The sequence below is a fragment of the Bacillus sp. FJAT-29790 genome, assembly GCF_019039215.1.
Taxonomy (GTDB): Bacteria; Bacillota; Bacilli; order Bacillales; family Cytobacillaceae; genus Cytobacillus.
On sequence record NZ_JAHNZZ010000001.1, the window covers coordinates 398933 to 413080 of the forward strand.

Annotated in this window: 14 protein-coding genes and 2 pseudogenes; 13 read left to right on the forward strand and 3 right to left on the reverse strand. The window is 39.2% G+C overall.

Annotated features, from left to right (window positions below; all coding sequences use genetic code 11):
• Window positions 1-3: 3 nt before the first annotated feature.
• The 7 genes and pseudogenes from BGM26_RS01945 to pyrE all read left to right on the forward strand — a co-directional run bounded on the left by BGM26_RS01945 (window position 4) and on the right by pyrE (window position 8604).
• Window positions 4-1290, forward strand: coding sequence for a dihydroorotase (locus BGM26_RS01945; protein ID WP_217038060.1), 1287 nt, complete (start codon window positions 4-6; stop codon window positions 1288-1290).
• Complete coding sequence (locus tag BGM26_RS01950) at window positions 1287-2393, forward strand: carbamoyl phosphate synthase small subunit (protein ID WP_217038061.1); 1107 nt, start codon at window positions 1287-1289, stop codon at window positions 2391-2393. The genes BGM26_RS01945 and BGM26_RS01950 overlap by 4 nt, the downstream gene beginning before the upstream one ends.
• A complete protein-coding gene (gene carB, locus BGM26_RS01955; RefSeq protein ID WP_217038062.1) occupies window positions 2372-5581 on the forward strand; it encodes a carbamoyl-phosphate synthase large subunit in 3210 nt (1069 codons plus the stop codon). The genes BGM26_RS01950 and carB overlap by 22 nt, the downstream gene beginning before the upstream one ends.
• Window positions 5578-6357, forward strand: coding sequence for a dihydroorotate dehydrogenase electron transfer subunit (locus tag BGM26_RS01960; protein WP_217038064.1), 780 nt, complete (start codon window positions 5578-5580; stop codon window positions 6355-6357). Before carB ends, BGM26_RS01960 begins: the two co-directional genes overlap by 4 nt.
• Window positions 6354-7296 (forward strand): annotated as a pseudogene (locus tag BGM26_RS01965) (dihydroorotate dehydrogenase). Before BGM26_RS01960 ends, BGM26_RS01965 begins: the two are co-directional and overlap by 4 nt.
• Window positions 7268-7984 carry an orotidine-5'-phosphate decarboxylase gene (gene pyrF, locus BGM26_RS01970; protein ID WP_217040600.1) on the forward strand — a complete coding sequence of 239 codons (717 nt, stop codon included), beginning with the start codon at window positions 7268-7270 and terminating at the stop codon, window positions 7982-7984. Before BGM26_RS01965 ends, pyrF begins: the two are co-directional and overlap by 29 nt.
• Complete coding sequence (pyrE, locus tag BGM26_RS01975; protein WP_217038067.1) at window positions 7981-8604, forward strand: orotate phosphoribosyltransferase; 624 nt, start codon at window positions 7981-7983, stop codon at window positions 8602-8604. Before pyrF ends, pyrE begins: the two co-directional genes overlap by 4 nt.
• 639 nt (window positions 8605-9243) lie before the next feature.
• On the opposite strand, the gene BGM26_RS01980 is transcribed toward pyrE, so the two are convergent.
• On the reverse strand, window positions 9244-9564 hold the full coding sequence (locus BGM26_RS01980) for a 2Fe-2S iron-sulfur cluster-binding protein (RefSeq protein ID WP_217038068.1): 321 nt from the start codon (window positions 9562-9564) through the stop codon (window positions 9244-9246).
• A gap of 456 nt (window positions 9565-10020) precedes the next feature.
• A complete protein-coding gene (locus tag BGM26_RS01985) occupies window positions 10021-10185 on the reverse strand; it encodes a hypothetical protein (RefSeq protein WP_217038069.1) in 165 nt (54 codons plus the stop codon).
• A gap of 296 nt (window positions 10186-10481) precedes the next feature.
• Here BGM26_RS01985 and BGM26_RS21320 point away from each other — a divergent pair, with 296 nt between their 5' ends.
• The 6 genes from BGM26_RS21320 to rpiA all read left to right on the forward strand — a co-directional run bounded on the left by BGM26_RS21320 (window position 10482) and on the right by rpiA (window position 13868).
• Complete coding sequence (locus BGM26_RS21320) at window positions 10482-10850, forward strand: MarR family winged helix-turn-helix transcriptional regulator (RefSeq protein WP_367949315.1); 369 nt, start codon at window positions 10482-10484, stop codon at window positions 10848-10850.
• Window positions 10851-11065: 215 nt separating this feature from the next.
• Window positions 11066-11662, forward strand: coding sequence for an NADPH-dependent FMN reductase (locus BGM26_RS01995; RefSeq protein WP_217038071.1), 597 nt, complete (start codon window positions 11066-11068; stop codon window positions 11660-11662).
• Between the two features lie 320 nt (window positions 11663-11982).
• Window positions 11983-12495, forward strand: coding sequence for a peroxiredoxin family protein (locus tag BGM26_RS02000; protein WP_217038072.1), 513 nt, complete (start codon window positions 11983-11985; stop codon window positions 12493-12495).
• Window positions 12496-12624: 129 nt separating this feature from the next.
• Window positions 12625-12714 carry an NAD(P)H-dependent oxidoreductase gene (locus tag BGM26_RS02005; protein WP_217038073.1) on the forward strand — a complete coding sequence of 30 codons (90 nt, stop codon included), beginning with the start codon at window positions 12625-12627 and terminating at the stop codon, window positions 12712-12714.
• Between the two features lie 107 nt (window positions 12715-12821).
• On the forward strand, window positions 12822-13106 hold the full coding sequence (locus BGM26_RS02010) for a hypothetical protein (protein WP_217038074.1): 285 nt from the start codon (window positions 12822-12824) through the stop codon (window positions 13104-13106).
• 75 nt (window positions 13107-13181) lie between these two features.
• The gene (gene rpiA / locus BGM26_RS02015; RefSeq protein WP_217038075.1) at window positions 13182-13868 is read left to right on the forward strand and encodes a ribose-5-phosphate isomerase RpiA; all 687 of its coding nucleotides are present in this window, start codon (window positions 13182-13184) and stop codon (window positions 13866-13868) included.
• Between the two features lie 137 nt (window positions 13869-14005).
• On the opposite strand, the pseudogene BGM26_RS21325 reads toward rpiA, so the two are convergent.
• Window positions 14006-14146, reverse strand: a pseudogene (locus BGM26_RS21325) (winged helix-turn-helix transcriptional regulator); the annotation flags it as partial.
• Between the last annotated feature and the right edge of the window lie 2 nt (window positions 14147-14148).

The following is a 14148-nucleotide window of genomic DNA, read 5'->3' on the forward strand; positions in this document are numbered from 1 at the left end:
GAAATGACAATTATTATCAAAAATGGATATATGCTGACAATCGATGGTACACGCAAAAAAGCAGATGTTTATATAAATAACGGGAAAATCGTGGAAATTGCTGAGAATATGACAACTGAAGCAAATGAAACGATCGACGCCAATGGATTGCTTATTGCTCCAGGCTTTATTGATCTCCATATCCATTTGCGCGAGCCAGGCGGCGAAAAGAAAGAAACAATTGAGACAGGAACGTTGTCTGCCGCAAAAGGAGGGTTTACAACCGTTGCGGCTATGCCAAATACGAGACCTGTTCCTGATACAAAAGAACAATTGCAGTGGCTTAATAAACGGATTGAAGAAACAGCTGCTGTCCGCGTTCTCCCATATGCATCCATTACGATTCGCGAATTAGGCGAGGAATTAACAGATTTTACTGCTTTAAAAGAAGCTGGCGCTTTTGCGTTTACAGATGATGGAGTCGGTGTCCAATCAGCGGCGATGATGCTCAAAGCAATGAAGAAAGCAGCTGAAATTAATATGCCGATTGTCGCTCATTGTGAAGAAAACACCCTTATAAACAAAGGATCTGTGCATGAAGGTAATTTTTCAAAAGAGAATGGGCTTAATGGGATTCCCTCTGTTTGTGAGTCCGTTCATATCGCTAGAGATGTACTGTTAGCAGAAGCGGCCGATTGCCATTATCATGTGTGTCATATAAGTACAAAAGAGTCGGTAAGAGTTGTCCGTGATGCAAAGCGAGCAGGAATCAAAGTTACAGCAGAGGTAACTCCCCATCATCTCTTATTATGTGAGGAAGACATCCCTGGGCTTGATGCCAATTATAAGATGAACCCTCCTTTAAGAGGCTCAGCAGATAGGGATGCGCTGATTGAGGGGATTCTTGATGGCACGATCGATTTTATCGCAACAGATCATGCGCCGCATTTAGCCACGGAAAAAGCTGAAGGTATGCAATTGGCTCCATTTGGAATTGTTGGATTGGAAACAGCTTTCCCTCTTCTTTACACTCATTTTGTTGAAAAAGGAATTTTCTCATTAAAACAGTTAATTGACTTTTTAACTATAAAGCCAGCAGAAGCATTCGGTCTCTCTTCTGGGAAAATAGAAGTTGGTGCAGCAGCTGATTTAGTTTTAATAGATTTAAATAAGGAAGAAGAAATTAATCCGGAACAATTTTTATCAAAGGGTAAAAACACGCCATTTGCAGGCTGGGAATGTAAAGGATGGCCAGTCTTAACGATGGTAAATGGAAAAATTGCTTGGAGCAAAGGGAGTGTTCTGGTATGAAAAAACAGTTGATTTTAGAAGACGGGACCATTTTTATCGGGGAAAGCTTCGGTAGTGATACAAATACGATTGGTGAAGTCGTTTTCAATACCGGGATGACCGGATATCAGGAGATTTTAACTGACCCTGCCTGCTGTGGCCAAATCGTCATCATGACATATCCGCTCATTGGAAATTACGGCATTAATAGAGATGATTTTGAATCGATCAATCCAAGCATTGGGGGAATCATCGTCAAGGAAGCGGCTGATTATCCATCTAACTGGAGAAACGAAATGATACTCCATGATTATTGTCAAATTAAAAATATCCCCGGGATTGCGGGGATTGATACGAGGAAACTGACAAGAATGATCCGAAACCATGGAACATTAAAAGGAGCCATTTGCAGTATTGAAGAAGATGTAGAGACAATCGTGGAAAAACTTCGGGCAACGGAGCTTAGAACTGATCAAGTCAAACAAGTGTCAACAAAAAGTGCTTATCCGAGTCCTGGACGGGGAAGAAGAGTGGTTTTAGTAGACTTTGGCATGAAGCATGGTATTTTAAGAGAGTTAAACAATCGTGATTGTGATGTGATTGTTGTTCCTTATCACACTTCTGCACAGGAAATATTGAACTTAAGTCCGGACGGTGTCATGCTTTCGAATGGGCCTGGAGATCCGAAATCCGTACTTGAAGCAGTAGATATGATTAATGGTCTATTAGGAAAAGTGCCAATCTTCGGAATTTGCCTCGGCCAGTTGTTATTCGCCCTTGCATGTGGGGCCGATACAGAAAAAATGAAGTTCGGTCATCGTGGAAACAGCCATCCGGTTAAAGATTTAAAGACAGGCAGGATCGTGCTTACTTCACAAAATCATGGATTTGTAGTTAAAGAGACTTCTATTGATGAAACAAGACTTGAAGTGACACATATTGCTTTAAACGATGGAACAATTGAAGGGTTGAAGCATAAAGATGTTCCTGCATTTTCTGTGCAATTCCACCCCGAGGCTTCTCCAGGTTCTGAAGATGCCAATGGTGTATTAGAACAATTTTTGCAAATGATTGAATCTGAGAAACAGGAAGGTGCTTACAAATGCCAAAGCGTACAGATATAAAAAGTATTTTAGTAATTGGTTCAGGTCCTATTGTCATAGGGCAGGCAGCAGAATTTGATTATGCTGGCACTCAAGCCTGTGTTGCTTTGAAGGAAGAAGGGTATCGTGTTATTCTTATCAACTCCAACCCTGCCACGATTATGACGGATACTGAAATTGCTGATGCCGTATATATTGAGCCTCTCACTTTAGAATTTGTAAGCCGCATCATCCGAAAGGAAAGGCCGGATGCGCTCCTTCCTTCATTAGGCGGACAAACCGGGCTTAACCTCGCTGTTGAGCTAGCTAATTCAGGCGTGCTTGATGAATGTGGGGTTGAAATTTTAGGAACAAAGCTTTCAGCGATTGAACAAGCGGAGGATCGTGATCTCTTCAGAAGCTTAATGAATGAGCTTGGGGAACCAGTACCAGATAGCGAAATTATCCATACGCTCGAAGAAGCTTTTACGTTCGTTAATCGAATAGGCTACCCAGTTATTGTTCGTCCTGCTTTTACACTCGGAGGAACGGGTGGTGGTATTTGTAACAATGAAGAAGAGTTAATTGAGATTGTAAAAAGTGGATTAAAAAGCAGCCCAGTCACCCAATGTTTGTTAGAAAAAAGCATAGCTGGATATAAAGAGATTGAATACGAAGTGATGAGGGACTCTAACGATAATGCGATCGTCGTTTGTCATATGGAAAACGTCGATCCTGTGGGGATTCATACAGGAGATTCGATCGTTGTGGCACCATGTCAGACACTCACTGATCGGGAAGTTCAGATGTTAAGAAATACCTCATTAAAAATCATCCGTGCACTTGAAATCGAAGGCGGATGTAATGTTCAGCTCGCATTGGATCCATACAGCTTCAACTACTACATTATTGAGGTGAACCCTCGGGTAAGCCGTTCATCGGCATTAGCCTCAAAAGCTACAGGCTATCCCATTGCTAAGTTAGCAGCAAAAATAGCTGTCGGATTAACTTTAGATGAAATGATGAATCCTGTCACAGGAAAAACATATGCTTGCATGGAGCCAACAATCGATTATATCGTGACAAAAATCCCGCGCTGGCCATTTGATAAATTTGAATCAGCAAATAGATTACTAGGAACGCAGATGAAAGCAACTGGCGAAGTAATGGCCATGGGCCGTACATTTGAAGAATCGTTATTGAAAGCAGTACGCTCACTTGAAGCAGATGTTTATCATCTAGGTTTCAAAGATGTAGAACATATAGATGCTGAACTGATTGAAAAGAGAATCAGAAAAGCCGGAGATGAGCGTTTATTCTTTATTGGCGAAGCACTTAGACAGGGAATTAGGATTGAGACGATTCATGAATGGAGCCAGATTAACCTGTTTTTCCTTCATAAGATGGAAAAGATCGTTTCGTTTGAAAATGAAATTGCCAAAAATCCATTCCATTATGAAATTGCAAAGAAAGCAAAGGAAATGGGATTTGCCGATATTGTCATTGCTGGCTTCTGGAATACGACAGAAGTAGAAGTGTACAACTGGAGAAAAGAAAATGGCCTTGTGCCAGTTTATAAAATGGTTGATACATGTGCGGCTGAATTCGAGTCAGAAACCCCTTATTACTATGGTACGTATGAAGATGAAAACGAATCAATTGTTTCAGATCGGAAAAGTGTCGTTGTCCTAGGTTCGGGTCCGATCCGAATTGGGCAGGGAGTTGAGTTCGATTATGCGACAGTACACTCTGTCTGGGCGATTAAAGAAGCTGGCTATGAAGCAATTATTATCAACAATAACCCAGAAACGGTATCGACAGATTTCAGCATTTCCGATAAGCTGTATTTCGAACCATTAACAATTGAAGATGTCATGCATATCATTGACCTGGAACAGCCCGAAGGTGTCGTTGTTCAGTTTGGCGGTCAGACAGCAATAAACCTGGCTGACAAACTTGTTGAAAGAGGCGTGAAAATTCTTGGAACTTCGCTCGAAGATCTCGATCGATCAGAAAACAGGGATAAATTTGAACAAGCTTTATCGGAGTTAAATATTCCTCAGCCAAAAGGAAAGACAGCCCTTTCGATTGAGGAAGCTGTAAACATCGCAAACTCAATTGGTTATCCAGTTCTCGTGCGTCCCTCCTATGTCCTTGGCGGCAGAGCGATGGAAATTGTATATAAGGAAGCTGAGCTTCTTCATTATATGAAGAATGCAGTGAAAATTAATCCAGAGCATCCAGTGTTAATTGACCGTTACCTGACTGGAAAAGAAATTGAAGTAGATGCAATCTCTGATGGTGAAACCGTGGTAATCCCTGGCATTATGGAACATATTGAAAGAGCAGGCGTACACTCTGGAGACTCCATCGCTGTCTACCCGCCGCAAAGTATTTCGGCAGCAGTGAAAGAAAAACTGATTGACTACACGGAAAGACTTGCTAAAGGATTGGGCATCATCGGCTTATTAAACATTCAATATGTTGTAGCAAATGAGGAAGTATATGTAATTGAAGTGAATCCGCGTTCAAGTCGGACAGTCCCTTTCTTAAGTAAAATTACAAATATACCGATGGCAAATGTCGCGACAAAGGTCATTTTAGGTCAATCACTGAAGCAGCAAGGCTACTATACAGGTCTTGCACCGGAAAAAAGCGGTGTTTTTGTAAAAGTCCCAGTCTTTTCATTCGCTAAATTAAAGCGCGTTGATATTACTCTAGGGCCGGAAATGAAGTCTACCGGTGAAGTAATGGGAAAAGATACGACTTTAGAAAAAGCATTATATAAAGGACTAGTAGCTTCCGGGATGAAAATCCATAAGTTTGGCACGGTTCTGATGACGGTTGCTGATAAAGATAAGGAAGAAGCAATTCAACTTGCAAAGCGGTTCGTATCAATCGGATACAGATTAATGGCAACAAACGGAACTGCTCAGTTGCTGCAATCAGAAGGTATTCCTGTCAAAGTAGTAGACAAAATTGGTTCAGAAGGGCCCAATCTTTTGGATGACATTCGAAATGGGGAAGCCCAGATTGTCATCAATACATTTTCAAAAGGGAAGCAGCCTGCCAGGGACGGCTTCCGAATTCGTCGGGAATCGGTTGAAAATGGTGTTCCATGCCTGACTTCACTTGATACAGCTGCTGCCATTTTGCAAGTGCTCGAGTCGATGAATTTTTCGGCGGATGCGATGGCTAAAGCTGAAATCCAGGAGGCGGTCCTTTCGTGATCAAAAAGGAATTATGTAAAATTATCTCGCAACAAGAAATTGCTGAACATATTTTTGAGCTCACCCTTCAAGGTGAGCTTGTTCATGAAATGAAAGAACCGGGTCAATTTGTTCATTTAAAGGTTTCCGATAGTCTTGATCCGCTTCTAAGAAGGCCGATTAGTATTGCAAATATTGATAAAGAGCAAAATCAATTTACGATGATTTATCGTGCTGAAGGGAAAGGAACGGCTTTGCTTTCAGAAAAATTGGCCGGCGATTTTGTTGATGTGTTAGGTCCATTGGGAAATGGGTTTCCGGTGGAAGAGGCTAAAAAGGGGGAAACTGCCCTTCTAGTTGGTGGGGGGATTGGTGTACCGCCGTTATACGAATTATCACAGCAACTTATAAAACAAGGAGTAAAGGTGATTCACGTACTTGGCTTCCAATCAGAAAGTGTCGCTTTCTATGAAACGGCTTTTTCACAACTTGGTGAAACCTATGTGGCAACGGTAGATGGTAGTTTTGGTACAAAAGGGTTTGTGACAAATGTGATTGAAAATGAAAAACTTGAATTTGACATCCTTTATACTTGTGGTCCGACACCGATGCTGAAAGCACTTGAAAGTGGATATAAACATAAAAAAGTTTATCTTTCCTTGGAAGAGCGGATGGGCTGCGGCATAGGGGCGTGCTTTGCATGTGTTTGCCATACAGGTGATGATCCAGATGGCTTCACATATAAAAAAGTGTGCAGTGATGGACCAGTCTTTAAAGCGGGGGAGGTCGTATTATGAGTGCATTACAAATAAGTCTGCCTGGATTAGAATTAAAAAATCCGATTATGCCGGCATCAGGCTGTTTTGGCTTTGGGAGAGAATTCAGCCAGCTATTTGATCTTAGCTTACTAGGTGCAATTATGATCAAAGCAACAACATATGAACCGCGGTTTGGAAATCCGACTCCCCGTGTAGCGGAAACTTCTGCAGGGATGTTAAATGCTATTGGGCTGCAAAATCCCGGTTTAGAAAAAGTGGTCAATGAAGAGCTTCGCTGGCTAGAACAATTCGATGTTCCGATAATTGCAAACGTAGCAGGTTCGTTAGAAGAAGATTATGTGGCGGTTGCTAAAGAGATTTCTAAAGCGAAGAACGTACATGCTCTTGAATTAAATATCTCCTGCCCGAATGTTAAGACCGGGGGAATTGCCTTTGGTACAAATCCAGAAGTTGCAAAAAACCTTACGAAACAAGTTAAGGAAGTTTCCAAGGTTCCGGTATATGTAAAATTGTCGCCAAACGTAACCAATATTGTCGAAATGGCAAAAGCGGTAGAAGACGGCGGTGCAGACGGTTTAACAATGATTAACACCCTTCTAGGCATGAGACTCGATTTAAAAACAGCTCAGCCGATTTTAGCTAATAAGACAGGCGGCCTTTCCGGCCCTGCCATTAAGCCGGTTGCCATCCGAATGATCCATGAAGTCAGCCAACAAGTTTCCTTGCCGATTATCGGAATGGGCGGTGTTCAATCAGCGGAAGACGTCATTGAATATTTTTACGCAGGTGCAAGTGCTGTGGCAGTCGGGACAGCGAACTTTGTAGATCCGTTTATTTGCCCGCGAATCATTGACGTATTGCCAGAGTTGTTAAGAAGTTTAGGCTTTGAGCATATTTCTGAATGTACGGGAAGGAGCTGGAAGTAATGGTGAAAAACTCACTCATCATCGCGCTTGATTTTGCCGGAAAAGATGAAGTTATTAAGTTTTTAGATCAATTTAATGATGAAAAGCTTTTCTTGAAGGTAGGAATGGAACTTTTTTATCAGGAAGGCCCCAAAATTATTTATGAAATAAAAGAAAGAGGCCATGATATTTTCCTCGACTTAAAGCTTCATGATATCCCGAACACAGTGAAAAGCGCCATGAAAGGTCTTGCCCGTTTGGAATGCGATCTTGTCAATGTGCATGCCGCTGGAGGAAAAGAAATGATGGCTGCTGCGCTTGAAGGCTTAGAAGCTGGGACATCTTCTGGTAGGACTAGACCTGCTTGTATAGCTGTCACTCAGTTAACAAGCACATCGGAAGAGCAAATGAAATTGGAGCAGCTCATCAACGCTCCATTGAAAGATTCCGTTCTTCATTATGCTTCTTTAGCGAATGCCGCAGGCCTAGATGGTGTTGTGTGTTCAAGTTATGAAGCAAGGGAGATTTGTGATTTACTAGGTGATTCTTTCTTAACTGTCGCACCAGGGATACGGATGAAATCAGATGACGTTCAGGATCAGAAGCGTGTGGCTACTCCTGAATTTGCAAAATCAGAAGGTGTTTCAGCCATTGTTGTCGGGCGTTCGATTACAAGATCTGAAAACCCGGCTGAACAGTATGATAAGTTTTTACAATCATGGGGGGGACTGCATCAATGAATCGTAAAATTGCCGAAAGATTATTAGAAATAAAAGCTGTCGCATTAAAGCCAAATGACCCTTTTACATGGGCATCCGGTATTCGTTCACCGATTTATTGTGATAACCGCCTGACATTGTCATACCCTGTCATCCGAAAAGAGATTGCTAACGGATTAAAGGAAACGATTGAAGAAAAGTTCCCTGGGACAGAAATAATTGCAGGGACAGCTACAGCGGGAATCCCTCACGCTGCTTGGGTAAGTGATTTAATGGGCTTGCCAATGTGTTACGTCCGCTCCAAGCCAAAAGGCCATGGCAAAGGTAATCAAATTGAAGGAAAAGCAGACGCAGGCCAGAAAGTTGTCGTAGTGGAAGACCTAATTTCAACTGGAGGAAGCGCGATAACAGCTGTTGAGGCATTGAGGAAAGCAGGCTGCGAAGTATTAGGTGTCGTAGCAATCTTTACATACCAGCTGGAAAAAGGAAAAGAATTATTGGAGGAAGCTAATATTGCTGCATATTCACTGTCAGATTTTGAAACCCTGTCGCAAATTGCTAAAGAAAAGGGTTATATTAAAGAGGAAGATATGAAAAAGCTTGCCGAATGGAGAATCAATCCGTCTGATTGGGGAAAGTGAAAAATAACATTAAAAAAGATAAGCCAAGTCTACCGGGGGACGACTTAGGTAAAAAGTACATATAAAAACAACAAAATCACCTCGAGATAGCTTGTATATTTGCAACCAGAAAACACCTGCTCAGGTGTTTTTGTTTTAGATTACTTTTTTGGCAATCAAAAACTCACTTACGATAATAGCAGATTGTGGAAACTGTAATCCTAATTGCCAAGCCCCAATTCCTTTTAAACGATAGTCAACGACCAGCCACTCATTAATTAAGAGAGTGGGTTCTTTACACTCATAACTAATATTTAACAATGTTTGAAGCTCAAACATCAAAAGTCGAATAAATACTGGTAGACAAACTTAAAAAGGGGAGGTGTGTCTCCGTGAATCATGTAAATTGCAATTTTTCACCGATGAAGCAAACTTTAAAAGAGGATATACGCCAATTAATAACGACACTACAAAATAACCAATGTTCTTCCTCTTTCAGACGGCAATCCAAGGTCCCTCCCTTTTTGCTGGATTTTTTCCTCTCTTGATAGTGGTATACAAAAAAGGAGGGGAATGATCAGAATCCCCTCCTATCTAAAATGGTTTTTTAGCGAATAGTTATTAATGCACCAATTGTTCAAAGAGGTAAAATCTAAAGTCTTAGTCAGCTGGTCTTGGACCGGCATCGATACCAGAACTTTCGACTGTCATGATCGGACGAACGGTTACGTCTCCATTTACAAGAATTTGGCATGATAAACGTAACTGATCATCAATGCCTTTTTCCGCAAAGGCGTTCTTTTCTTTATTCGTTACCTCATTATAATCACCGGCTAGAACTTCTACTCTGCAGGTTGTACATCTCGCCATCCCTCCGCAGCGATGGAGAATATTTACACCGTTATCTTCTAGGGCTAAAACTAATTTTTTACCCTCTTCTACTTCAAATGTTCCTTCTCCTACAACAGTTACATTTGCCATTTTATTACCTCCTCATTTGATATGATAAAGAAAAAGGTCATTAACATATTATCGCCTTACTAAGCAAATTTTAAAAATCCTCATATTCGATCGAACTTAAGAGAAAAGCAAGCTATTTTCTTTCATTTGATTGCACTCGTAGTTCAAGCAAAAGAGCAATCAGGCTAATAAATCCCAATTGCTCTTTTTTCATATTATTGATTAACCTGTTTAACCAAATTAGCAAGTCAAGTGTTTACCTTAATATTTTACGGATGCTTCTACATCCACTCCATATCGCCTTTTTGGTCAACATTAGTTACAAACGATTTTTCCCGACAAAGTAGCGGATATGTGGAAAATCCTAGCTAAGTCAAAAGTTCATTTTTGAAATAAAGACATGTGCAAAATTGACTAATCCTATTTATAAGACTAATAAGAACCATCACGGTAATAGCCACCATAACCATGATGGTACTAATAGCCACCATAACCATGATGGTACTGATAACCGCCATAACCATGATGGTATGGATAACCGCCATAACCATGATGGTACGGGTAACCTCCGTAACCCATACCGTAACCAGGAAAGCCGCCATAACCCATGCCGTAGCCATAACCTCCAAATTGTCTTTCCATTTTCTATCTCCTCCTCAAATTGTTTCAAAATTAGTGTATGTGTCCATGTTCAAAGATGTATAGGTACTCGCCTATTTGTAAATGTATTATTAGTTCTGATTTTATTTATTGGTAGCAAAGAATTTTCAAGGAGTTGACAATTGAAAATAAATATATTAATATTATCTCGAGTTAGAGATAAATAATTTTATGATATTTTAAATAAAGATAATAAAGGGGGCCTTGTTATAGAAGAGCATTTATCGTTTGATTCTTTTGTCACCTTAATAAAGGCTTCAAAATCTGTACAAGAAAAAATCAAACATGATTTAAGTAAATATAGCCTCAGCCCTACTGAATTTTCTGTGTTAGATGTACTTTATCTAAAAGGAAAGCAAACGGTTCAGCAGATTTGTAATTCCGTTCTGCTAGCTAGTGGTTCCATGACATATGTTATCGATAAATTAGAACAAAAAGGTTTACTGCAGAGATGTGATTGCCGTGAAGATCGAAGAGTTGTCCATGTGGTTATTACAGGTCAGGGAAATCTCTTAATGAATAAGGTTTTTCCAGAGTATCAAAAGCTAATACAAGATATTTTTGAAAATATAAGCGCTGAAGAGAAAAAAACGATGAAAAGCGTCTTAGAAAGAATTGGTCATACCGCAAAAATACTGACTAGATAAGAATATCAATTAACAAGTAAGAACTATTTTTCATTTTAATATCTCATGTTCGAGATTCTCAAAAGACAGATGAATAGTTCATAAAGAATTTTGAAAAGCTAGTAAAAAAACGGAGCTGTCTGTAAATCTGAAGGAATTCACAATTCCAACTTAAAGGAGTTGGTGCATTCATAAAATTTATTAGTAAAGACATAATATTATAGGTGGTGCAGGGAATGGGTTTTTTAAACAGATTATTTGGTGGATCTAATAATAAGGAGGAAAATACAATGACTAAATTAAATATCGGAATTATCTTAGGAAGCACTCGTCAAGGGCGTGTAAGCCCACAAGTAGGAGAATGGGTAAAAGGCATTGCTGACAAACGTGGAGACGCAAATTATGAAATCGTAGATATTGCAGACTTCAATCTGCCATTTTTAGGAACAACGGATGGTCAAGAACCAGGAATTGCAGCCTGGAATGAAAAACTTGCTAACTTAGATGGATTCGTATTCATCGTTCAAGAATACAATCACAGCATTACAGGAGCATTAAAAAATGCACTTGATTTTGCTCGTGAAGCTTGGAACAATAAAGCAGCAGGTATCGTAAGCTATGGTTCAACTGGTGGTGCTCGTGCAGCTGAACATTTACGTGGCATCATGGGAGAATTATTGATTGCTGATGTTCGCACGCATCCAACATTGTCACTATTTACTGATTTTGAAAACATGTCTGTTTTCAAACCAGCTGATTTACACCTTAATAATGTCAATGATATGCTTGACCAAGTTAACTCTTGGAGCGGTGCATTAAAAACTATTCGCTAACAAACATATTAAATGGGAGGGGATGATGATCATGCCCTTCCTTTTTTTATTAGTATTCAAAAATGGTGAAAAACTCGCATTTGCATAGTGCGTATGCTAAAACTCCAGAGCTGTTAGAGACTTCTTAATAAATCTATAAAGGCAAAAAAGCTAATGCTTTTAGAATTCCAGATTTTGTATTTGTAGTTGTAGTTGAATCTTTACAGTAGGTTGGTTATGTAATTTATCTTACATATTTAATTCAAAATACAAAATAATATAAAGGTGTTACTAACCTGTATAAGGGTTAATATGACCTTCAATATTCGAGGAGGATAAGTATGTCTGCATTTAATTTAGGGGACAAAGTACCTGATTTCATTCTTCCAGCAGTTAATGGTAAAGAATTCTCTTTTGTATCACATCAAAACCAGCATAAAAGTTGGCATCTCATTATCTTTTTCAGAGGATCATGGTGCCCTGTTTGTGTTCATGACTTAAATGAGCTTGAAGAAAGCAAAAGTTTTTTTGCAGGTAAGAATGTACATCTTATTACAATCTCAACCGATCAGTTGGAAAATTTAAAGAAGATGGTTGATGATCACAACCTAACTTTTACTGTCTTAGCGGATGAAGATTTAAAGACATTGAAAGCATATGATGTTTTTTATCATGGAGAAGAGGCTCCATATGAGGATCATGGCACGCATGGAGAACCAGCTTATTTCCTCGTTGATGAAAATGGACAGCTTCTATATCAACAAAGACAAACAAGTCCATTTGGGCGCCCATCATCTACTGAACTTCGCAAGATCGTCCAGTATATTAGAAAAAACTTAAAGATAAATCAATAATAATAATAAAAGAGCAGGACACTTGTGTTAAGCCGTTCTCTTTGGATGTGCCCTTAAAGAAATATAAACTATTAAAGCAGTAGGTTTCATAATATCAGATATTTCATAAATATCCAGAGGGCAATATCCATGAAAATCGCAGCAATTATTGGCAGCAAACGTAAAGAATCTTACAATAAAAAGCTTACTGCTTTTATTCTTGGATCGAGTGATGAATAATTTTGTTGAATGGATTGAAAAAAATAAATTGTTATAAAATTACAATCAGCTTGTAGAGAAAGAGGTATTTTTTTCTACAAGCATTTTTTTTATTTGTTAGTGGATATTTGATTATTTCATTCGAATGGATATTGAAAGAAACAGATACTGAAAGCTTATTTGCAATTAAAAATAATGTGGTAAGAGAATCAACGAAAGAACTAATCGGGGACTGGCTCATAGAGACTTATTCCTTTAAACGAGTAATTGCTGAATTATTCGATCAAAATAAAACGGTTTATCAAACAGAAAAAGAGGCTACTGATTGTTTAGGAACTAAGGAGTTCTTAAAAAATTTACTTCTATTGAAAACTGAAGACATACAAAATGCTTCTGTTGAACAGTATAGCTAAAGATGCACCTTTTTCTAGGGAAAAAAGGTGCGGGATAATAAATTTGGTCCAATCTAACAAAAAGTAGGGGTAAGGATGAATGAAAAACAAATCGTAGGTGAAAAGGCTGTTGAGTATGTAAAGGATGGTATGGTGGTGGGGCTCGGAACAGGATCTACTGTTTTTTTCACTATCAAAAAGCTCGGGGAATTAGTGAAAGATGGATTTACAATTAAAGGAATTCCCACTTCGGTTCAAACTGAAAAAATGGCAAAGGAATTTGGTATTCCACTTACTACTTTGGAGAAAGTCGATTACATTGATGTTGCTATTGATGGCGCCGATGAAGTAAATCCTAGTTTGGACTTGATAAAAGGAGGTGGTGGAGCGCTTCTAAGAGAGAAAATAATCGCAGGTGCTGCAGATAAGTTTATTGTCATCGCAGACTCTTCTAAAATGGTTGATAAGTTAGGATCGTTTCGAGTTCCTTTGGAAGTAGTTAGGTTCGGTCATACAACGACCAGAGACCATATTCGTAAACTTGGTGGTACCCCTGAAATTCGTCAAATAGATGGAACACTGTTTATTACAGATAATGGTAATTTTATCTATGATAGTGCTTTTCCAAATATTATTTATCCTGATAAACTGGAACAAAGCCTGAATATGATACCTGGTGTCATCGAAAACGGATTGTTTGTTAGGATGGCAAGCATGGTGATCACTTTTGACCGCAATCTGGGTGTAGTTACTAAAATGAGAAATCAAGATCTAAAAACATGACTTGTATCAAATATTTAAGAGGCGTCCCGAGCAATATGCCTATCACTTTGCTTGGGACGCCCCTTTAGTATGACGAAAAATTCGATATATAAAAAAGAACCTTTTCATAAAATAGCTAAGAAAAGATTCCTCCAATTTTATAACCACTTTTCAGCCCAAATTTCAATTGTTTGAAGTGCTTTGCCCAATTCAGTTCCCTTTTTGGTTTAGGAATATTCTGTCCTGACAGGACGGTCGGTAATAACATTCCGAATCACAATTCCACAATCTTCAAGTTCAT